This window comes from Pseudomonas sp. ok272, assembly GCF_900109995.1.
Taxonomy (GTDB): domain Bacteria; phylum Pseudomonadota; class Gammaproteobacteria; order Pseudomonadales; family Pseudomonadaceae; genus Aquipseudomonas.
Genome location: NZ_FOCB01000011.1, coordinates 106,018 through 124,186, shown reverse-complemented (window position 1 = coordinate 124,186; position 18,169 = coordinate 106,018). Strand labels below are relative to the sequence as shown.

Below are 18,169 nucleotides of genomic sequence, written 5' to 3'. Positions count from 1 at the left end.
ATGCACACGGAATACCCTGACGGTGACAAGGTGTACCGCGAGGCGTATTTCCGTGGGCTGCGACCCGATCCCGACCTGTGGATCGACGAATGGGCCGACGAATACATGCGCATCCCGCGAGACACCGGCGCCCCGGAGCCCGGCCAGTACCACACGGCCCGGACGCCATATGCCCGCGAGCCCATGCGCTGCCTGTCACCGGCTCACCCGTGTCGGCGGGTCGTGACCATGGTCGCCTCGCAGCTGATGAAAACCCAGATTGCGCTCAACTGGATGGGCGGCCTGATCCACATGGCACCGTCCAACATCCTTGCACTGCTGCCCAGCCTGGGCTTGGCCAAGCGTGTTTCGGGGCGCATCAGCAAGACCATCAAGGCTACCCCGGCGTTACGCGAACGAGTGGCCACCAGCCGCTCGCGGGATGCGCGCAACACCATGGACACCAAGGAGTTTGAAGGCGGTTCGTTGTACGTCACCACCGCCGGCTCGGCGGCCAACCTGTCGGAACTGTCGGCACGCTACATCTACGGCGACGAGGTTGACCGCTGGGAAAACGACGTCGGCCAGGAGGGTGACCCCATCGGCTTGGCGGAAACCCGAGCGACCAACTTCGGCCGCAACGCCAAGATCTACTTCTCCAGCTCACCCACCATCAAGGGGGCCTCGCGGATCGCCGACCTGTTCGACTCCAGCGACCAGCGCCACTACTACGTGCCGTGTCCGACCTGCTGCCACATGCAGGTCCTGGAATGGGAGCGCCTGCACTACAGCGACGACTTCAACATCGTCCACTACCAGTGCGCGAACACCGACTGCGACGTGCTGATCGAGGAGCACCACAAGGGCAATATGCTTGCCCGTGGCGAGTGGCGCGCCCATGGCAAAGGCGATGGCGAGACCATTGGCTTCCATCTCAACGCCTTGTACTCGCCGATGGGTTGGCTGGAATGGCGCACCCTGGCCAAGGAATTTGAAGAGGCCAAGAAAGCCCAGGTCAAGGGCGACATGGGCCTGATGCAGGTGTTCTATAACACTCGCCTGGCCAAGGTCTGGGACAGCGCGCAAGAGCAAACCAAGGCCGAAGTGCTGATCGCTCGGGCGCGTCTGGAGCTGTACACCCTCGGCAGCATGCCCGCCGGTGTACTCATGCTCACCGGCGCCGTCGACGTCCAGGCCAACCGCCTGGAACTGATGGTCACCGGCTTCGGCGTCGGTATGGAACGCTGGGTCGTTGATCACCAGGTCATCTGGGGCGACCCCGCAGACGAGCGCACCTGGGGCGTGCTCGATGAAAAACTCAAGGCCCGCTACCGGCATCCGTGCGGCGTCGCGCTGGCGATCCTCGCCACCGGCGTCGACTCCGGCGGCCACCACACCGACGAGGTCTACCAGTTCTGCCGCGTGCGTCGCTGGCGCAACATCTTCGCCATCAAAGGCGCGAGCAAACCCGGCAAGCCGGTGATCGCCCAGCGCCCGTCCATGGTCGATGTGACCTGGAAAGGCCAGACCGAACGTGGCGGCGCCGAACTGTGGTTCGTCGGCACCGACACCGCCAAGGACTGGATCTACAACCGCTACCCATTCCCTGACGGGCCGGGCGCGCTGCACTTTGCCAATGACCTGCCGGATGAGTTCTTCGCCCAATGCGTGGCCGAACGCAAGGTTGCCCGCTACGTGCGCGGTCATAAGCGCATCGAATGGGTCAAAGGCAAGGCCGAGCGCAACGAAGCCCTCGACCTGATGGTGTACTGCCTGGCCATGGCCCATTACCTGGGCATCAACCGTTACCAGGAACACGACTGGGAGCGGGTGCGGCAATCGCTGGCCCAGGCCGGGCTGTTCGACGATGCGCAGACCAGCAAGCCCGTGCAACGTGAGCCGGACGAAACCCCGGCACCCACAGTTGCTCGGCAGTCACAACCAGCACCACAACTTGCCGCACCTGTTGCCCAACCGCATCAGGCCGCAACGCAACGCCGCAGCTCCAGCAGCGGTTACTTGAAGAGGCGATGACCAGTCAAGAAAGCCCGATAACTGGGCCTATGTATCTGGTCCCAAATGCGATCATTTCGGAGACAGTTGTGCGCAACGTTTCCTTCCCGCCTTCCTTTGCTGCCGCAGTGATGCTTTGTCCAAAAGTGGGACCTTTATCAAGGCTGCTCGGCGAGGCTTTTAGGACTTCGAGACCGGCCGCAGTGAGGACCACATCTTCCGCGTAATACTGGGTGCAGTCCTTGAAAGTGAGATAACCGGAAGACTCCAGCCAACGAACAGTCGCGATAAAAAACTCTGCGTTCTCGTTAGGTATGTCAGCGCACATGAAGTCACACCAACGTGTTGCGGGTTGGACGAAATCCTCTGGTACGAGTGATTTCGGAACTGGGAATTTGGCATACAGCTCAGCTAGAACCAATCCAGTGATCTCATTGAATTGGTCAATATTGGAGACAGCCATGTCAGAAAACTCCGAAGAAAAGGCGCAACGCGCGAAAAAAGTTAAAACCGCTGCCGAACTCCAGCAGGAACTGCGTCGGGTGGTGGCCGATCAGCTAACAGGACGAATGGACTGGGTGCGTGCCCGCACTTACTGGCGCATGCGATTACCGGATGTTCCGTCAGAGGAACTGGCAGAAGCGCTGACCCATGTGTTGGCCGGTGGCAGCTTTCGGCAAGAGATCTCGTCGCGCAACCAGAACTTCGTCTGACGGTTTTTATATCACACCGGCAGCACCTCTTTCAGAGCAGCCCCCCATGTCCTTTACCCAAAAACACCTCGACGCCATCGAGCGCGCCATCGCACGCGGTGAAAAGACCGTGCGCTACAGCGACCGTACCGTCGAATACCGCACCGTCGACGAACTGCTGCGGGCTCGCGAAGAGATCCGCAGCTCATTGACCAACGCCGCCGGCCCGCGCTCTCGCGTGGTTCGGCTCTACCACGCAGGCAAGGGACTCTAATGGCTCGACACTTTCCGACGTTGACCCGCAACGGGTTCGTGCTGCCGTCCAACATCAAGGCCAGCTACGAAGGCGCCGGAGAGGGTCGCAGATCCGCCAGTTGGGACGCCTCTGACAACGGCATCAACAGCATCAACACCCCGGCCTTGCGCAACCTGCGCGCCCGTTCGCGGGCGGCGGTGCGCAACGATCCCTACGCCTCCAACGCCATCAACAAACGCATCAGCAACCTGATCGGCACCGGCATCACACCGCGTCCGAAAATCAAGGATGAAACCCTACGCGGACTGCTCCAGGAGTTCTGGGAAGACTGGGTCGACGAGTCAGACGCCGATGGCCTGTGCGACTTCTACGGCCAGCAGGCGCTGGTGGCGCGCACCGTCGAAACAGCGGGCGAGTGCTTCGTGCGCTTGCGGCCTCGCGGGCTGGACGAAGGCCTGGCGGTACCGCTGCAACTGCAAACCCTGGCGCCGGAGTTCGTGCCCCACGACAAGTTCGAACCGGCGAAAAACGGCAACATCATCCGTGCCGGGATCGAATTCACCCCGGCCGGCAAACGGGTGGCGTACTGGATGTATCGCTCGCACCCGCGCGATGCGTCGTCGCTCAACGCCGGCTACAACCAACTGGTGCGGGTGCCGGCCAGTCAGGTGCTGCACATCTTCGAACCGTTGGAACCGGGCCAGTTGCGCGGGGTGCCGCGTCTGTCGCCCGTGCTCAAGCGCCTGCGCAGTCTGGACAACTACGATGACGCGGTGCTGTTCCGTCAGGAGGTTTCCAACCTGTTCGCCGGTTTCATCAAGCGCCCGGCGCCGGACTCTGTACAACAACCACGTGATCCGGTCACCGGGATGCCGTTGAACGCCGACCGCGACGGCTTCACCCCCATGGTCGCCCTGGAGCCCGGGACCATGCAGGAGCTGGGGGCAGGGGAGGAAGTCGAATTCTCCAAGCCACCAGACGCCGGCAACAACTATCCAGACTTCATGCGGCAGCAACTGATGGCCGCTGCAGCCGGTACCGACACACCCTACGAGATCCTCACCGGCGACATGCGCGGGATCAACGACCGGGCGCTGCGGGTGGTGCTCAACGAGTTCCGCCGCCGTCTGGAGCAACTGCAATTCAACGTCTACGTCCACCAGCTGTGCCGCCCGGTGCGGGCTGCCTGGCTGGACATGGCCGTGCTCGCGGGGGTGATCGACCTGCCGGACTACGCCAGTCGCCGCCGCGAATTCCTACGCACGCGCTGGGTGCCGCAAGGCTGGGCCTACATCCAACCAGTCCAGGACGTGCAGGCGCGCATGCTTGAAGTCAACGCCGGCTTCGGCTCGCGCAGCGAGATGTGCCTGCGCACCGGCTACGACGCCGAAACGGTCGATGCGGAAAACGCCGCCGATGCCCAACGTGCCCGAGACCTGGGCCTCAACTACCGCACCCTCGTCGAGGTCGACGTGCCACACGACGACCAGGAGAAACCATGACCCCGTTCCCCACCCAACGCATCTTCAATACCCTGGCCGGCCAACTGCCGATCCAGGACAAACACTGGTACAGCCTCAAGGCCAGCGGTGAAGCTGAACAGCGCACCATCGAGGTCTACGTCTACGGCGAGATTGGCACCTGGGGCATCACCGCCAATCAGTTCGTGCGTGACCTGGCAGCGCTGGACGACGGCGTGTCGCCGATTGTCGTGGCCTTCAACAGTATCGGCGGTGAGTTGTTCGACGGCCTGGCCATCCACAACGCCCTGGCCCGGCTGGGCGAGCGCTGCACCGGGCGCATCGATGCGTTGGCCGCCAGTGCGGCCAGCGTCGCGGTGTGTGGCGCCAAGCGAGTGGTCATTGCGAGCAACGCCTTGATGATGATCCACAACCCTTGGACCTACGCCTCCGGCGATGCCGAGGAGCTGCGCAAGGTCGCGGTTGCCCTCGACCAGGCCCTGGAAGTCATCATCTCAGCCTACAAGGCCAAGGCGCCGGACATCGACGAAGTCGAGCTGCGGCGCCTGGTCAATGCCGAAACCTGGCTGACCGCCAGCGAAGCCGTGGCCCTGGGCTTAGCTGACGAAGTGGGCGAGGGCGTACAGATCAAGGCCTGCCTGGGTCAGGGCTCGCTGATGCAGAAGTACCAGCACACGCCCAAGACCCTGCTCGATCAACTGGCGGAACCCGAACCACCCGCAATGCTGCCCGAGCCTGAGCCAGACCCGGTCGTCGACCAAACGGCCTTGGCGCTGCTGATCACGCAGTCCTGCACCCAGGCCGGCATCAGTAACCTGATCGAACCCTTGATCGCCGCGACCCGGCTCGCCGACCAGGCCACGGTCCAGGCTGCCTTGACCCAGGCCAAGGCCACCCGCGATCTGTGCATTGCGGCGCGCTTGCCGCAGTTAACCGAGGGCTTCGTCAAGGCCGGACTCGACACGGCTGCGGTGCGCGCCAAGCTCTTCGACAAACTGGTCAGCGGCACCGGCGGCTTTGAAATCGACAACAGCCTGCCCCAAGCCGACGATCCAGCGCCCCTCGCGCAAACCCAGGCCAAACAACCCGACCCCAATGGGATCTACGCCGCGCGCAAAGCTGCGCAGTCCCAACCTTCGAAAGGAGCAAGACCATGACCGTCAAAATGGAACCGATGCACGCCGGTGAATTCCTCCTGTCCGAGGGTGCCGGCAACATCTCCCGCGAAGCCATCAACGTCGCTGCCGGCCCCGCGCTGGAGCCCGGGCAAGTACTCGGCCTGGTCACCGCTACCGGCGAGTTTGCGCCGTACAGCCCGACTGCCGAGGACGGCAGCGAAACCGCCACCGCCATCCTCTTTGGCCCGCTGGGCGAGTCCGACGTGGTCCGCCGTGCTCGTGCCGTGGTGCGCCTGGCCGAGATCAGCGAAGCCCATCTGACCGGCCTCGACCTCGATGCCGAAAAGGCCCTGGCCACGCGCTTTCTGATCGTGCGCTAAACCCGTCATCCCCCCTTTTATCCATCCCGCCGCGTGCGGGATTTTTCGTATCTGGAGAGTACCCCCATGGCCGATATCGCCATTTTTGACGACGAAGCGTTTAGCGTCTCCTCGCTGACTGCCGCAATCAACGACCAGGAATATCTGCCGGGCCGCATCAGCAGCCTCGGCCTGTTCCGTGAAGAGGGCATCACCACCCTCACCGTGCAGATCGAGAAGGACGGCGACACCCTGGCCCTGGTGCCAGCCGGTGAGCGTGGCACCTCCGGTCTGGTGGTGTCCGGGACCAAGCGTCAGATGATCCCGTTCAACACTGTGCACCTGCCAGAACGTTTCACCATCAAGGCCGACGAGATCCAGGGCATTCGTGCCTTCGGCACCCGTAGCGAATTGCAGTCGGTGCAGGACGTGGTCAACAAACGTCTGGCCAAGGCCCGTCGCCAGTTGGATGCCACCCACGAATTCCAGCGCATGGGCGCCTTGAACGGCCAGGTGCTGGACGCTGACGGCAAGACCGTTCTGCTGGACATCTACAAGACCTTTGGTGTCTCTCGCAAGAAGCTGTCCATGGGCTTGAATGATCCAGCGACCGAACTGCGCGTGCGGGCCGGCGATGCCCTGGACCTGCAAGAGGAAGCGCTGGGCAGCATCACCAGCACCGGCTCGCGGGCTTTCTGCGGTAAGAATTTCTGGAACAAGCTGGTCGTCCACAAATCGGTCAAGGACACCTACCTCAACACGATGCAGGCCGCCGCCCTGCGCGGTGATGCCCGTGAAAGCTTCGAGTTCGGTGGCATCGTCTGGGAGCGTTATCGCGGCAAGGTCGCCGGTGTGTCCTTCATCCACGACGATAAGGCGCTGCTGATCGCCGAAGGCGTCCCGGACCTGTACATCTCCACCTTCGCCCCGGCCGACTACATGGAGACCGTCAACACCCAGGGCATCCCGTACTACAGCAAGATCGAGCCGCTGCCGTTCAACAAGGGCATGGCCGGTGAGGCCCAGTCCAACCCGTTGCACCTGTGCACGCGGCCACTGTCGCAGATCCTCCTGGAACTCTAACCATGGCCTTCCGCGAGCTGATCGACGACATCGACGACGTGGTCTTCGAAACCCTCGGCGACAGCGCCCGGATTGAGGGCTACGCCGAGCCGGTGCTGGGCATGTTCTCCGCACCTTGGAGACAGGTGAAGTTCGGCAAGGCCACCAACGCACCACGGGAGCCACGCTTCGAGATCCGCGTCAGCGATGCCGGCGGATTGAGCAAGGGCCTGGTGGTCAGCGTCGACGTGCCGGTGCTGGACGGTGGCGGGGACTACGACCTGGTGCAACTGGAGCCCAGCGGTGACGGCCTGGTTGCACTGATTCTGAGGAAGCGCCCATGAGCGTCGGCAGTTACATCCACTCCAAGCGCGACGGCGGCATGCTCACGCTGCAGCCCTCGGCAGTGCACCTCAAGGCGTTGCAGGACTTTGCCCGGTTGGTGCCCAAGGCCTGCGCCGCGGCCCAGCGTCGGGCGATCAACAAAACCCTGGGCTGGCTGCGCACCCACATTGCCCGCGAGATCGGCAAGCAGGAACGTATCGCCATCAGTGCCGTCCGGCAGCGCTTGCGAGCGTACCCGGTCAGCGGTGGGGCGATGCGCGGCAAGTTGTGGCTTGGTCTCAACGCCATCGAGGCCAGCCGCATCGGCCGGCCCCGGCAGAATCGTCGGGGCGTGTCGGTGGCCGGGCGGCGGTACCAGGGCGCGTTCTACAAACAGGTGTACGGCAGCAGCGCTGATGTGTGGATCCGCACATCGAGCAAACACTTCAACCCCGAGGACTATCCCGACGCCGACCAGGGCCGGCGACGCACCGGCTTTGTCGAGGAAAACGACAACCGCTTCCCGCTGGCCAAGGCCAAGGTCTCGCTGGAACAGGTGCGACCGCACTTCGACAGCTGGGTCAAACGTGCCGACGAGCGACTGCTGGAGATCCTCACCCAGGAGCTCAACTTTGAGTTCCAGAAATACCTCAAGGGGACCGCCCGTGTCTGATGAAACCTTTAGCCTGGATCAACTCTACGACGCCATCGAACAGCACCTGCAGGCGCATCTGCCAGGTGTTGAGGCGGTAGCGTTCTGGCCACAGATCGAGGAAAACCAAGGCATCCCATTGCCCTCGGTGTTCCTCGAGCTGACACAAATGGAGCCGGCGCAAGACATCGGCACCGGCGAAACCGCGCTTAAGTGCACGATTGAAGCGCGAATCATCGTCGACCCTATCCGCAGTGCGCATCACCAACAGGCGATGCAACTGGCCAGCCAACTCGCCGTACTGCTACGCGCCCAATCCTGGGGCCTGGCTGTCGACCCCGCCGAGTTCGTCCAAGCCACCCAGGACTGGACCCGCCCGGAACTCGACGGCTACACCGTCTGGCTGGTCGAGTGGACGCAAACCGTCTACCTCGGTACCGAGCAATGGCCGTGGCCCGACCAGCCGCCCGGCACCCTGGTGTTCGGTTTCAACCATGACACCGGGCCGGGTCATGAGGCCGACTACATCAAACCCGAGGAACTGCAATGAGCTACCCCGTTGCCGAGCACGACCGCATGATCGCCGCCATGCTCATGCCGTGCCGGGTGGTCGGCGTCGACCTGCCGGGCGGCATGGTTCGGGTGCAGGCTGGCGAATGGACCAGCGCCTGGGTCCGTTGGCACAGCCAGGCGGCGGGCAAGGCGCGGCACTGGCGGGCACCGAGCCTGGGCGAGCAGGGCGTGTTACTCAGCCCCAGCGGCGTCGCCGGCATGGGCACCTTCATCCCGGGCCTGTACGGGAACGCCGGTGCCCAACCAGACAACCGCGACCATGTGGAAGTCTGGCGCTTCGATGACGGTGGCTCGCTGGTCTACGACTGGCAGGCCAACACCTACACCATCGATCTGCCTGCCGGCACGGTCACCATCAAGGTCGGTGCCTCGTTGTTTGAAGTCACACCGGAGCAGGTGCGGGTGGCGGCTGGCCAGATCGTCCTCGTGGGCACTGTCACCGTCGACGGCACCCTGAGCACCACTGGCGACATCAACAGCGCCGGCAAGGTCATTGATGCCGGTGGCAACACCCCGAACCACAAACACTGATTGACCTCTGAATACAGCCCGCTGCGTGCGGGCGTTCTCGTTTCTGGAGCATGCCCATGAGCAAGTCGAAACCTGATGCTGATCCCATCGAACCGCCCAAGTTGATCGGCCCACCTCGGGTATTCCGCGACACCCGCTACACCTCGCGCACCCTGGTCTTGCCCGATGGCCGCACCGTGCCCGTACTCAAGGGGCAAGTAACGGCCGTAGGTGATGATCAGTTCGCCTATCTCAACTCACACCCCGACCTAGAACTCATCCCGGAGTAATCCCCCCATGATCGGAATGGACCGCCGCACCGGCCTGCCGCTGTCGGGCCTCGACCACCTGCGGCAGTCCATCGAAGACATCCTCGGCACGCCCCTGGGCAGCCGGCGCATGCGCCCGGAGTACGGCAGCAAACTGCGGCGCTTTGTTGACCTGCCGGTGAGCGAAGGCTGGAAGAGCGCGGTGCAGGCCGAAGTCGCCCGCGCCTTGGGCCGTTGGGAGCCACGGCTTGAACTTGAACAGGTGCGCGTGGTGGCAGTGATCGGCGGGCGCATCGACCTGGAACTCAAGGGGCTTTACCTGGGCGAGTCCCGCTTGCTGGAGGTCTCCGCATGAGCACCGTCGATCTATCGGCCCTGCCGGCACCCCAGGTGCTGGAGGCGCTGGACTTTGAAGCGCTCTACGAAGAGGAACTGAGCACGTTCCGCCAGTACATGGGCGACAACTGGACCGCGCCGCTGGAGAGCGACCCGGTGGTCAAGCTGCTGGAACTGGGCGCTTATCGCCGCCTGCAAAACCGCGCCCGGGTCAACGACGCGGCCAAGGCCTTGCTGCTGGCCTACGCCGAAGACTCCGACCTCGATCAACTGGCGGCCAACGTCAAACTCAAGCGCCTCATCATCCAGGCGGCCAATGGCCTGAGCGTGCCGCCGACCGCAGAAGTCAAAGAGTCCGACGACGCCCTGCGCGAGCGCGTCCAGTGGGCCTACGAAGGCCTGACCACCGCCGGCCCGCGTAGCAGCTACATCCTGCACGCGCGCAGTGCCTCGGCGTTGGTCGGTGACGCCACCGCCGAAAGCCCCAAGCCGGCCGAAGTGGTGGTCACCGTCCAGGACCTGCACGGCAATGGCCAGGCCGACCAAGCCCTGCTGGATACCGTCATGAACTACCTCAGCGATGACGACGTGCGCCCGGTCGCCGATCGGCTCACCGTGCAAAGCACCGAGGTGCTGGAGTACCGCATCGACGCCGTACTGCACATGGAAGGCGTGGGTTCGGAAAACGAAGCCATCCTGGCCGAGGCCAATCGCCGGCTGGCCGCCTGGATCAACCCCCGGCGCCGCCTCGGCATCGAGGTCGCCCGCTCTGCGATAGACGCGCAAGTGCACCTCGCCGGGGTACGTCGCGTCGACCTGCCGGGCTGGGTCGATATCGTGCCGAGCAAATACCAATCAGCCTATTGCACCGGCTTCACCGTGATCCAGGGGGCTTGAGATGCGCAGCTTGCTACCGCTCAACAGCACCGAGCTTGAGCGTGCCATTGAGGCCGCCATCGACGAAGACACCGAGATCCCGCTACGCACCCTGTACAACCCCGACACCTGCCCGGTGGCGCTGCTGCCATGGCTGGCCTGGACTTGGTCGGTGGACCGCTGGGACAGCCAATGGCCCGAGGCGGTCAAGCGCTCGGCGATTCGCTCGGCGTTCTACATCCATCTGCGCAAAGGCACCATCGGCGCCCTGCGCCGGGTGGTCGAGCCGCTGGGCTACCTGATCGAAGTGTTGGAGTGGTGGCAGACCACGCCCATGGGCGTGCCAGGCACCTTCGCGCTGAAGGTCGGCGTGCTGGACGAAGGCATCACTGAAGCCATGTACCAGGAACTGGAGCGGCTGATCGACGACGCCAAACCGGTCAGCCGGCACATGACCGGCCTGGCCATCAGCCTGGAAACCAATGGCCACTTTTACCTGGGAGCCTGCGTTTACGAAGGCGACGAAATCGACATCTACCCGCCGGTGCAGCGCGACATCAACGTCAGCGGCTACCTGTTACAGGGTGGGCGCGAACACCACATTGATACGATGGACATCTACTCATGATCGATCAGAACAGCCAGTTCTTTGCCATCCTCACCGCCGTGGGCGAAGCCAAACAGGCCAATGCCGATGCCCTCGGCGTGCCCTGGACCTTCGCCCAAATGGGCGTCGGCGATGCCAACGGCACCGACCCGATGCCCGACCGCCTGCAGAAAACCCTGATCAACGAGCGTCGACGTGCACCGCTGAACCAACTCAAGACCGACCCCAACAACCCGAGCATCATCATTGCCGAGCAGGTGATCCCGGAAAACGTCGGCGGCTGGTGGATCCGTGAGATCGGTCTGTACGACGCGGCCGGCGACCTGGTGGCCATCGCCAATTGCGCACCCAGCTTCAAGCCCTTGCTGAGCCAGGGCTCGGGGCGTACCCAAGTGGTGCGCATGAACCTGATCGTCAGCAGCACGGCCAACGTCGAACTCAAGATCGATCCTAGCGTGGTGCTCGCCACCCGGTCCTACGTCGACGCCAAGGTGCTGGAGGAGATCTACAAGCTCGACAGCAAGCAATCGGTGCGCGTGGCCACCACCGCCAATATCGTGCTGAGCGGCCTGTTGACCCTCGACACCATCGTCCTGGTCGCGGGTGACCGGGTGCTGGTGAAAAACCAGGCCGCTGCCAAGGACAACGGCCTGTACGTTGCCGCAGCCGGTGCCTGGGCGCGGGCAACTGATGCCGACACCAGTGCCAAGGTCACGCCGGCCTTGTTGGTATCAGTCGAGCAAGGCACCACTCAAGCAGACACCCGCTGGCAACTGATCACCGATGGGGCGATTGTCCTCGGTACCACGGCACTGACGTTCCAGAACATCACTCAGGGCTTTGCGACGATCAACTCGCCGGCCTTCACCGGCAATCCAACTGCCCCCACGGCTGCGGTGGGTGACAATGACACCTCGATTGCCAACACCGCGTTCGTCCAGGCTGCCATTGCTGCCTTGGTAGCGTCGTCACCGGCAGCGTTGGATACGCTGAGCGAACTGGCTGCCGCTCTGGGTGACGACCCCAATTTTGCCACCACCGTGACCAACGCCCTGGCGTTGAAGGCGACGCTGGCCAGCCCAACGCTCACCGGCGACCCAAAGGCGCCGACCCCGGCCGCAGGCGACAGTGACACCTCGATTGCCACCACTGCCTACGTGCAGAACGCAATCAATGGCGCGATCAACGTCAGCATCGCCGGCACCGGTAACGTTAGCTTGACCGCCGCGCAAGCCGGTGCTTCGACGATCAACCTGACGGGCGTGTTGACTGGCAACAAAACCGTGACCGTCCCTAGTGCCGCTGGCCGTTACCTGTTCATCAACAGCAGCACCGGTAAGTTCACGGTGACGGTGAAAACAGCGGCCGGAGCTGGGCAACTCATCACCCAAGGTCAGTCGTCTTTGATGGTCTGTGACGGCGCCAACGTGCTGCTTCAACAGACCGACTTCATTAGCCCTGTACTGAGCGGCAACCCGACCGCGCCAACTCCGGCCGTCGGTGCCAATGATCTTTCTGTGGCTACGGCGGCTTTTGTGCAGCGCGCTCTAAGTAACCTGCAAGATCAGTTTGGCAGCGGTTTGCTTCCTTCGGGATACCAGAGGTTATCGAGCGGACTGATTTTACAATGGGGTTCAGTTTCGTCCTTGGCATCTGGCCCAGTAACGGTGACCCTTCCAATTGCATTCGATACAGCAGCTTTACGTGTCTACTCCACTACGGAAGATACGGCCAACCCTAATGTGTCGGGCGCCAGAGCTTTATCGAAAACTCAAATTTCAGTGTCAGCATGGGGTGGAACAATCGCCCCACTTCCAAGAACCGCAACCACGGTTGGCTGGCTCGCTATCGGCGACTAGAGGGGATCTATGTTTACTTCAAAATCCATGCGCGGCTTTTACGACGCCATCTCTACCATGCCCAGCGATGTGGTTGAAATTAGCCGTGAGCGGCACGCTGAGCTGCTGGCTGGCCAGTCAACGGGCAAAGTCATTACCTGGGGTGATGACGGCTTTCCAGTGCTGGTTGATCCACCACCGCCCAGCGCTGACGAGTTGGCCGCTATCGAACGGGTTTGGCGAGATTGGAACTTGTCTGAAACCGATGGTGTGGTGACGCGCCACCGTGATGAGTTGGAAGAGGGCCTGGAAACCACTCTCACGGTTGCGCAGTATGCCGAGCTTCAGGCATTCCGCCGCGCCTTGCGCAATTGGCCGGAGTCGGGTGCGTTCCCTTTGTTTGAACACCGGCCAGTAGCACCGCCCTGGTTGACCGAGCCAAGCACCTAAACGCCCCGCACTGACGGGGCGTTTTCTATGGCGTCCACGTAACCCCACATCCCAACCGACCTCGTGCCTGCGGGGTCTTGTCGTTTCTGGAGACACCCCCATGAGCAGTGCAACTGGATTTTTTCACGGCGTCACCGTTACCAACGTCGACACCGGGGCGCGGATCATCGCGCTCCCATCGTCCTCGATCATCGGCCTGTGCGACACCTTCACCGTCGGACCGGCCGCCGAGGCCAAGCCCAATGAACTGCGGCTGATCACCCGCGAAAGCGAAGCCGTCGCCGCCTGGGGCGCAGACGCGGCCATCACCCAGGCCGCCAAGGCGATCTTTACCCGTGCCAAGGCCGTCATCGTCGCCTGCGGTGTGGCCAAGGTCGAAACCCCGGAGCAGCAAACCTCGGCCATCATCGGCGGGGTGTTGGCCGATGGCATTCGTACCGGCCTGCTAGCCCTGCTCGATGGCAAGAGTCGCTTCAACGCCCAGCCCCGATTGATCATCGCGCCGGGCCACTCCAGCACCCAGGCCGTCGCTACGGCCATGGATGCCCTGGCCGGCAAGCTGCGTGCGGTGGCCATCGTCGACGGCCCCAACACCACCGACGAAGCCGCCATCGAGTTCGTGGAGAACTTCGGCAGCAAGCGTGTGTTTGTGGTCGATCCCGGCGTGCAGTACTGGGACACGCTCACCGACGCCACCATCGACGCGCCGGCCTCGGCCTGGACCGCCGGCCTGTTCGCCTGGACCGATGCCGAGTACGGCTTCTGGGCTTCGCCGTCGAACAAGGAATTCGTCGGTATCACCGGCACCTCGCGGCCGGTCGAGTTTCTCGATGGTGATGAAACCTGTCGGGCCAACCTGCTCAACAACGCCAAGATCACCACCATCATCCGCGACGACGGCTACCGCCTGTGGGGTAACCGCACCTGCTCCAGCGACCCGAAGTGGGCCTTCGTCACCCGCGTGCGCACCATGGACATCGTCATGGACGCCATCCTCTATGGGCACAAATGGGCAGTTGACCGCTCGATCACCAAGACCTACGTCAGCGACGTTACCAACGGCCTGCAAGCGTTCATGCGCGACCTGAAAAACCAGGGCGCAATCATCAACTTCGAAGTGTTCGCCGACCCGGAGCTCAACACCGCCAGCCAACTGGAGCAGGGCAAGGTGTACTGGAACATCCGCTTCACCGACGTACCCCCGGCCGAAAACCCCAACTTCCTCGTCGAAGTCACCAACCAGTGGCTCACCGAAGTGCTCGCTACCAACGTCTAAGGAGACCGCCCAATGGTTCCGCAAACGCTCTACAACATGAACGCCTTCATCGACGGCATCAATTTTGCCGGCGATATCACCAGCGTGACCTTGCCCAAGCTGGCCCTGAAAACCGAAGAACATCGCGCAGGTGGCATGGATGCCCCGATTGAGATGGACCAGGGCATGGAAAAAATGGAGGCCAGCTTTGCCGGCCGGGGCGTGCGCCCTGAAGCCATGAAGTTCTATGGCCTGGCCGATCAGACCGCGTTCAACGCTGTGTTCCGTGGCTCCTACAAGGGCCAGAAGGGCGCGACAGTGTCGGTGGTTGCCACCATTCGTGGCCTGCTCAAAGAAATTGATCCGGGCGACTGGAAGGCGGGGGATGCTGGCGAGTTCAAGTACGCCGTCGCCTGCAGCTACTACAAGCTCGAAGTCGGCGGCCGCCTGATGTACGAAATCGATCCGGTCGCCTGCGTCCGGGTCATCAACGGTGTTGATCAACTGGCCAGCGTCCGTCGCGACTTGGGTCTGTAAGGAAATCTGCGCATGAGCAATCTTAAAAAGCTTCCCACCTGGCTGATCGTCAGCCCCGACAGCGCACTGGTCGTGCTGTCCAAGCCCTACGAGATCAACGGCGTCCAGGTCGACCGCCTGACCCTGCGTGCCCCCACGGTGCGCGACGTGCGCGCCGCCAACGCCATGGGCGGCGGTGACGAAGAACAACGCGAGATGAACCTGTTCGCCTCGCTGTCCGAGTCCGGCCTCAAGGACCTGGAGGGGCTTAAGCTGACGGACTACCAGCGGCTACAGGCCGCCTATTTTCGCCTGGTCCAGGACGACGGGGTTTAGCCCCGAGCTGCAAAAGCAAGTCGCGAAACACCTGGTACTGCGCTTCCACTTTGCCGCCAGCGAAATCGAGACCATGCCTTTTTCCTCCATGATCTGGTGGCTCACGGACTGAGCCCCAGAACCCTGCCCGGAGACACCCCATGGCGAACAACCTGGCACTCGGCCTAGTCATCGGCGGCGCTGTCAGCTCCAGCGTCGGCGCCGCCTTTAAGGATGTTGAAGGCCGTATCAAAAAACTCGGGGAGCAAGGCACCAAGGCCCGCATCCTGCAGAGCACCATCGGCGACACCATGCGCCTGCGTGACGAATGGAAAAAGGCCCACGACACCGGCGCCGCCTCGGCCGGTGGCCTGCTCAAACAACTGGAGTCCAATCTCAAGACCCTCAAGGAGCAGGGCATCGAAGTCGGCAAACTGCGCAAGGAATACCAGGCCCTCGGCCAGGTAGCGCGGGGTGCCGAACTCAAGGCCCTGGGCCACACTCAGATCCAGCAGGGCAAGGAGGGTATGAAAAGCTCCCTGGGCCAGGCCGCCGCACTGACCGCCTCGCTGGCGATCCCGACCAAGATCTCCGGCGACTACCAGGCGCAGATCCGCCAAATGTCGTTGTGGGCACACACCGCCGGTACCGGCGACGAAGCCGAGCTGGCGGCCAGCATCAGCAAGGTCGCGGCCGACAAGGGCATGAGTCAGCAACTGCTGGCGAAGTCGGTGGGGGCGCTGATCGAGAAGGGCGTCGAGTGGCAGGAAGCCACCGACTACGCCGGGCAGATCGCCGACCTGATCGATGGCCAGGGCATGGAGCCCGAAACCATCGCCACCCTGATCAACTCCTTCAAGGAGGCCGGGGTCAAACAAGCCGACATGGGCGCCATGCTCGGCCAGGTGGCGGCCGCCGGTGACATCGGCGCCTTCGGTCCCAAGGACATGGCCAAGTACCTGCCGAGCATGCTCGGCAACATCAAACGCCTGGGCATGGAAGGCCCTGAGGCCGTGCGCTTCCTTGGCGCAAGCCTGCAGTCGCAGTTCTCGCAAACCCAGGACTCGGCGGCTGCGGCCACCAACATGAACAACCTGCTCAACGCTGTCATCAGCAGCACCAGCCAGGAACGCTTCGCCAAGGAAGGCTACGACCTGGCCGGCTCGATCCTCGCCGCCACCAAAAGCGGCAAGGCAGCCAACCCGGTCGAGGCGTTCATCCTGCTCAGCGAGGAGATGATCAAGCGCCAGGACCCGGCCAAAGCGAAAAAGATCGAAGCCCTCAAGGCTAGGATCCGCGCCTCGGCCGATGGCAGTGCCGAAGAAGAACAGGCCATGGTCGCCCTCACCGAAGCGGCAGGCCTGGCCAACATCGTCAGCGACCAAAGTGCCAGTGCTGGTTTGCTCGCGCAGATCAAATACGGCGACAAGATCAAGGCCGACATGGCGACCATCAAGGACACCGATGGCAAGGCCAAGATCGAGGCGGACGCGGCCAAGGCGCGGGAGACGTCCAACCGTAAATGGTCGGCGGCGACCAGTAGCATGGAAGCCTCCATGATCAGCCTCGGCGACGCCATCCGGCCACTGACCGATATGGCCGCTGATGGTCTCGGCAAGGTCGGGTATGCGCTGGCCAACTTGAGCGACAAGTACAAACCCGTGGTGGCCGGGGCTGCAATGTTGGCCACCGGGATGGTTGCGTTGGGGGCAGCAGTCAACGCGATCAAGATCGGCAAGGGCTTGCTCAACGTCGGCCGTGGCACGCTGATGGGCAACCCCAACATTGCCCAGAAGGTATTTGTTACCAACCCCTCCACTGGCGGTGGTGCTGGTATCGAAGGCCGGGAGGGCAAGCGTGGTCGTGGCAAGGGTAAGCGAGGGAAGGGTGGTCGCGGATCGATTACCAGTCCTGCAACGGCATCGCCAGTCGGTGCGGCAGCCAGTCGTTTTGCCCCCAAGGCCATGATGGGGAAAGGAGCAGGCTTCGTAAAAGGTGCCGCCCCGTTTGCCGCGATTGAAGCCATGATGATCGCCGCCGACACCTACCAGAACGCCGAGACCCGCGACGAAAAGGCCGAGGGCTACGGCAATGCGGCGGGCACCTTGGCCGGTACGCTGGCGGGTGCAGCTGCAGGGGCTGCGATTGGTTCGGTGGTGCCGGTGATTGGCACCGTGGTCGGTGGCCTGATCGGCGGCTACCTCGGCAGTTGGGGCGGTGGCGAACTGGGCGGGGCAGTGGGCAAGGCAGCGTTCGGCGGGACGGATACACCACCCGAGCGTTTGATGTTGCCGGCACAGCCTTCGCCTTTACGCTTGCCACCACCGGGTGCAGTACCAATGCCACGTCTGGGGCAAATGGCGCCAGCATTGGCAACGGGTCCCTTGATGCTCAAGGCACCCGTTGCCAATGCCCCGGCCATGGGCGATGTCTCGCGTTCGTTGGCTGTTGCACCCACGAGCGTCCCGGTCCCCGCACTGCTCGCCGCTGCACCCGCAACAAAACCAGCATCAACACAGGTCGACCAACAATGGACCTTCGCCCCCACCATGCCCGTCACGGTGCAAGGTGACGTCAAGGACCCTCGGCAACTGGCCCAATCGATGATGCCGTACATGCGTCAGTTGTTCGAAGACTTCAGCCGCGAGCAAGCACGGCGCAACCTGTTCGATGCCCCACACGTTTAAG

22 protein-coding genes are annotated in these 18,169 nt (G+C 63.1%); 21 read left to right on the top strand and 1 reads right to left on the bottom strand.

Annotated features, from left to right (window positions below; all coding sequences use genetic code 11):
- A complete protein-coding gene (locus BMW74_RS16860; protein ID WP_093423712.1) occupies positions 1-2,013 on the top strand; it encodes a phage terminase large subunit family protein in 2,013 nt (670 codons plus the stop codon).
- A gap of 4 nt (positions 2,014-2,017) precedes the next feature.
- Here BMW74_RS16860 and BMW74_RS16855 read toward each other — a convergent pair whose 3' ends face one another.
- A complete protein-coding gene (locus BMW74_RS16855; RefSeq protein WP_093423709.1) occupies positions 2,018-2,455 on the bottom strand; it encodes a hypothetical protein in 438 nt (145 codons plus the stop codon).
- Here BMW74_RS16855 and BMW74_RS16850 point away from each other — a divergent pair.
- The 20 genes from BMW74_RS16850 to BMW74_RS16755 all read left to right on the top strand — a co-directional run bounded on the left by BMW74_RS16850 (position 2,454) and on the right by BMW74_RS16755 (position 18,168).
- On the top strand, positions 2,454-2,705 hold the full coding sequence (locus BMW74_RS16850; protein ID WP_093423705.1) for a hypothetical protein: 252 nt from the start codon (positions 2,454-2,456) through the stop codon (positions 2,703-2,705). The genes BMW74_RS16855 and BMW74_RS16850 overlap by 2 nt on opposite strands.
- A gap of 46 nt (positions 2,706-2,751) precedes the next feature.
- Complete coding sequence (locus BMW74_RS16845) at positions 2,752-2,958, top strand: phage head-tail joining protein (protein WP_093423701.1); 207 nt, start codon at positions 2,752-2,754, stop codon at positions 2,956-2,958.
- Positions 2,958-4,442: a phage portal protein gene (locus BMW74_RS16840; RefSeq protein ID WP_093423697.1), complete on the top strand. Its 1,485-nt coding sequence runs from the start codon at positions 2,958-2,960 to the stop codon at positions 4,440-4,442. The genes BMW74_RS16845 and BMW74_RS16840 overlap by 1 nt, the downstream gene beginning before the upstream one ends.
- The gene (locus BMW74_RS16835; protein WP_093423692.1) at positions 4,439-5,578 is read left to right on the top strand and encodes a head maturation protease, ClpP-related; all 1,140 of its coding nucleotides are present in this window, start codon (positions 4,439-4,441) and stop codon (positions 5,576-5,578) included. The genes BMW74_RS16840 and BMW74_RS16835 overlap by 4 nt, the downstream gene beginning before the upstream one ends.
- Positions 5,575-5,919, top strand: coding sequence for a head decoration protein (locus BMW74_RS16830; RefSeq protein ID WP_093423687.1), 345 nt, complete (start codon positions 5,575-5,577; stop codon positions 5,917-5,919). The genes BMW74_RS16835 and BMW74_RS16830 overlap by 4 nt, the downstream gene beginning before the upstream one ends.
- Before the next feature lie 66 nt (positions 5,920-5,985).
- Positions 5,986-6,981, top strand: coding sequence for a major capsid protein (locus tag BMW74_RS16825; RefSeq protein ID WP_093423682.1), 996 nt, complete (start codon positions 5,986-5,988; stop codon positions 6,979-6,981).
- Between the two features lie 2 nt (positions 6,982-6,983).
- Positions 6,984-7,304, top strand: coding sequence for a head-tail joining protein (locus BMW74_RS16820; RefSeq protein ID WP_093423678.1), 321 nt, complete (start codon positions 6,984-6,986; stop codon positions 7,302-7,304).
- On the top strand, positions 7,301-7,957 hold the full coding sequence (locus BMW74_RS16815; RefSeq protein WP_093423674.1) for a hypothetical protein: 657 nt from the start codon (positions 7,301-7,303) through the stop codon (positions 7,955-7,957). Before BMW74_RS16820 ends, BMW74_RS16815 begins: the two co-directional genes overlap by 4 nt.
- Positions 7,950-8,486 (top strand): hypothetical protein, encoded by a 537-nt coding sequence (locus tag BMW74_RS16810; RefSeq protein ID WP_093423670.1) that lies wholly within the window; start codon positions 7,950-7,952, stop codon positions 8,484-8,486. Before BMW74_RS16815 ends, BMW74_RS16810 begins: the two co-directional genes overlap by 8 nt.
- Positions 8,483-9,040, top strand: coding sequence for a phage baseplate assembly protein V (locus BMW74_RS16805; protein ID WP_093423666.1), 558 nt, complete (start codon positions 8,483-8,485; stop codon positions 9,038-9,040). The genes BMW74_RS16810 and BMW74_RS16805 overlap by 4 nt, the downstream gene beginning before the upstream one ends.
- Positions 9,041-9,096: 56 nt before the next feature.
- On the top strand, positions 9,097-9,309 hold the full coding sequence (locus tag BMW74_RS16800) for a hypothetical protein (RefSeq protein WP_093423661.1): 213 nt from the start codon (positions 9,097-9,099) through the stop codon (positions 9,307-9,309).
- 7 nt (positions 9,310-9,316) lie between these two features.
- Positions 9,317-9,643 carry a GPW/gp25 family protein gene (locus BMW74_RS16795; RefSeq protein WP_093423656.1) on the top strand — a complete coding sequence of 109 codons (327 nt, stop codon included), beginning with the start codon at positions 9,317-9,319 and terminating at the stop codon, positions 9,641-9,643.
- The gene (locus BMW74_RS16790; protein WP_093423651.1) at positions 9,640-10,521 is read left to right on the top strand and encodes a baseplate assembly protein; all 882 of its coding nucleotides are present in this window, start codon (positions 9,640-9,642) and stop codon (positions 10,519-10,521) included. Before BMW74_RS16795 ends, BMW74_RS16790 begins: the two co-directional genes overlap by 4 nt.
- 1 nt (position 10,522) lies before the next feature.
- Positions 10,523-11,128 carry a phage tail protein I gene (locus BMW74_RS16785; protein WP_093423646.1) on the top strand — a complete coding sequence of 202 codons (606 nt, stop codon included), beginning with the start codon at positions 10,523-10,525 and terminating at the stop codon, positions 11,126-11,128.
- The gene (locus BMW74_RS25500; RefSeq protein ID WP_256562585.1) at positions 11,125-12,966 is read left to right on the top strand and encodes a phage tail-collar fiber domain-containing protein; all 1,842 of its coding nucleotides are present in this window, start codon (positions 11,125-11,127) and stop codon (positions 12,964-12,966) included. Before BMW74_RS16785 ends, BMW74_RS25500 begins: the two co-directional genes overlap by 4 nt.
- 9 nt (positions 12,967-12,975) lie before the next feature.
- Entirely contained in the window at positions 12,976-13,395 is a 420-nt protein-coding gene (locus BMW74_RS16775) for a tail fiber assembly protein (RefSeq protein ID WP_093423641.1), read from the top strand.
- A gap of 100 nt (positions 13,396-13,495) precedes the next feature.
- Positions 13,496-14,671, top strand: a complete 1,176-nt coding sequence (locus BMW74_RS16770; RefSeq protein WP_093423636.1) for a phage tail sheath subtilisin-like domain-containing protein — start codon at positions 13,496-13,498, stop codon at positions 14,669-14,671.
- Positions 14,672-14,683: 12 nt separating this feature from the next.
- On the top strand, positions 14,684-15,187 hold the full coding sequence (locus BMW74_RS16765; RefSeq protein ID WP_093423631.1) for a phage major tail tube protein: 504 nt from the start codon (positions 14,684-14,686) through the stop codon (positions 15,185-15,187).
- Positions 15,188-15,199: 12 nt separating this feature from the next.
- Positions 15,200-15,502, top strand: a complete 303-nt coding sequence (locus tag BMW74_RS16760) for a phage tail assembly protein (protein ID WP_093423627.1) — start codon at positions 15,200-15,202, stop codon at positions 15,500-15,502.
- Between the two features lie 140 nt (positions 15,503-15,642).
- Positions 15,643-18,168, top strand: coding sequence for a phage tail tape measure protein (locus tag BMW74_RS16755; RefSeq protein ID WP_093423622.1), 2,526 nt, complete (start codon positions 15,643-15,645; stop codon positions 18,166-18,168).
- Position 18,169: the final 1 nt, after the last annotated feature.

Bases quoted from the DNA above. Each gene is read 5' to 3' on its own strand.
- BMW74_RS16860 (WP_093423712.1), top strand. From the start codon at position 1: ATGCACACGGAATACCCTGACGGTGACAAGGTGTACCGCGAGGCGTAT.
- BMW74_RS16850 (WP_093423705.1), top strand. From the start codon at position 2,454: ATGTCAGAAAACTCCGAAGAAAAGGCGCAACGCGCGAAAAAAGTTAAA.
- BMW74_RS16855 (WP_093423709.1), bottom strand. From the start codon at position 2,455: ATGGCTGTCTCCAATATTGACCAATTCAATGAGATCACTGGATTGGTT.
- BMW74_RS16845 (WP_093423701.1), top strand. From the start codon at position 2,752: ATGTCCTTTACCCAAAAACACCTCGACGCCATCGAGCGCGCCATCGCA.
- BMW74_RS16840 (WP_093423697.1), top strand. From the start codon at position 2,958: ATGGCTCGACACTTTCCGACGTTGACCCGCAACGGGTTCGTGCTGCCG.
- BMW74_RS16835 (WP_093423692.1), top strand. From the start codon at position 4,439: ATGACCCCGTTCCCCACCCAACGCATCTTCAATACCCTGGCCGGCCAA.
- BMW74_RS16830 (WP_093423687.1), top strand. From the start codon at position 5,575: ATGACCGTCAAAATGGAACCGATGCACGCCGGTGAATTCCTCCTGTCC.
- BMW74_RS16825 (WP_093423682.1), top strand. From the start codon at position 5,986: ATGGCCGATATCGCCATTTTTGACGACGAAGCGTTTAGCGTCTCCTCG.
- BMW74_RS16820 (WP_093423678.1), top strand. From the start codon at position 6,984: ATGGCCTTCCGCGAGCTGATCGACGACATCGACGACGTGGTCTTCGAA.
- BMW74_RS16815 (WP_093423674.1), top strand. From the start codon at position 7,301: ATGAGCGTCGGCAGTTACATCCACTCCAAGCGCGACGGCGGCATGCTC.
- BMW74_RS16805 (WP_093423666.1), top strand. From the start codon at position 8,483: ATGAGCTACCCCGTTGCCGAGCACGACCGCATGATCGCCGCCATGCTC.
- BMW74_RS16800 (WP_093423661.1), top strand. From the start codon at position 9,097: ATGAGCAAGTCGAAACCTGATGCTGATCCCATCGAACCGCCCAAGTTG.
- BMW74_RS16795 (WP_093423656.1), top strand. From the start codon at position 9,317: ATGATCGGAATGGACCGCCGCACCGGCCTGCCGCTGTCGGGCCTCGAC.
- BMW74_RS16790 (WP_093423651.1), top strand. From the start codon at position 9,640: ATGAGCACCGTCGATCTATCGGCCCTGCCGGCACCCCAGGTGCTGGAG.
- BMW74_RS16785 (WP_093423646.1), top strand. From the start codon at position 10,523: ATGCGCAGCTTGCTACCGCTCAACAGCACCGAGCTTGAGCGTGCCATT.
- BMW74_RS25500 (WP_256562585.1), top strand. From the start codon at position 11,125: ATGATCGATCAGAACAGCCAGTTCTTTGCCATCCTCACCGCCGTGGGC.
- BMW74_RS16775 (WP_093423641.1), top strand. From the start codon at position 12,976: ATGTTTACTTCAAAATCCATGCGCGGCTTTTACGACGCCATCTCTACC.
- BMW74_RS16770 (WP_093423636.1), top strand. From the start codon at position 13,496: ATGAGCAGTGCAACTGGATTTTTTCACGGCGTCACCGTTACCAACGTC.
- BMW74_RS16765 (WP_093423631.1), top strand. From the start codon at position 14,684: ATGGTTCCGCAAACGCTCTACAACATGAACGCCTTCATCGACGGCATC.
- BMW74_RS16760 (WP_093423627.1), top strand. From the start codon at position 15,200: ATGAGCAATCTTAAAAAGCTTCCCACCTGGCTGATCGTCAGCCCCGAC.
- BMW74_RS16755 (WP_093423622.1), top strand. From the start codon at position 15,643: ATGGCGAACAACCTGGCACTCGGCCTAGTCATCGGCGGCGCTGTCAGC.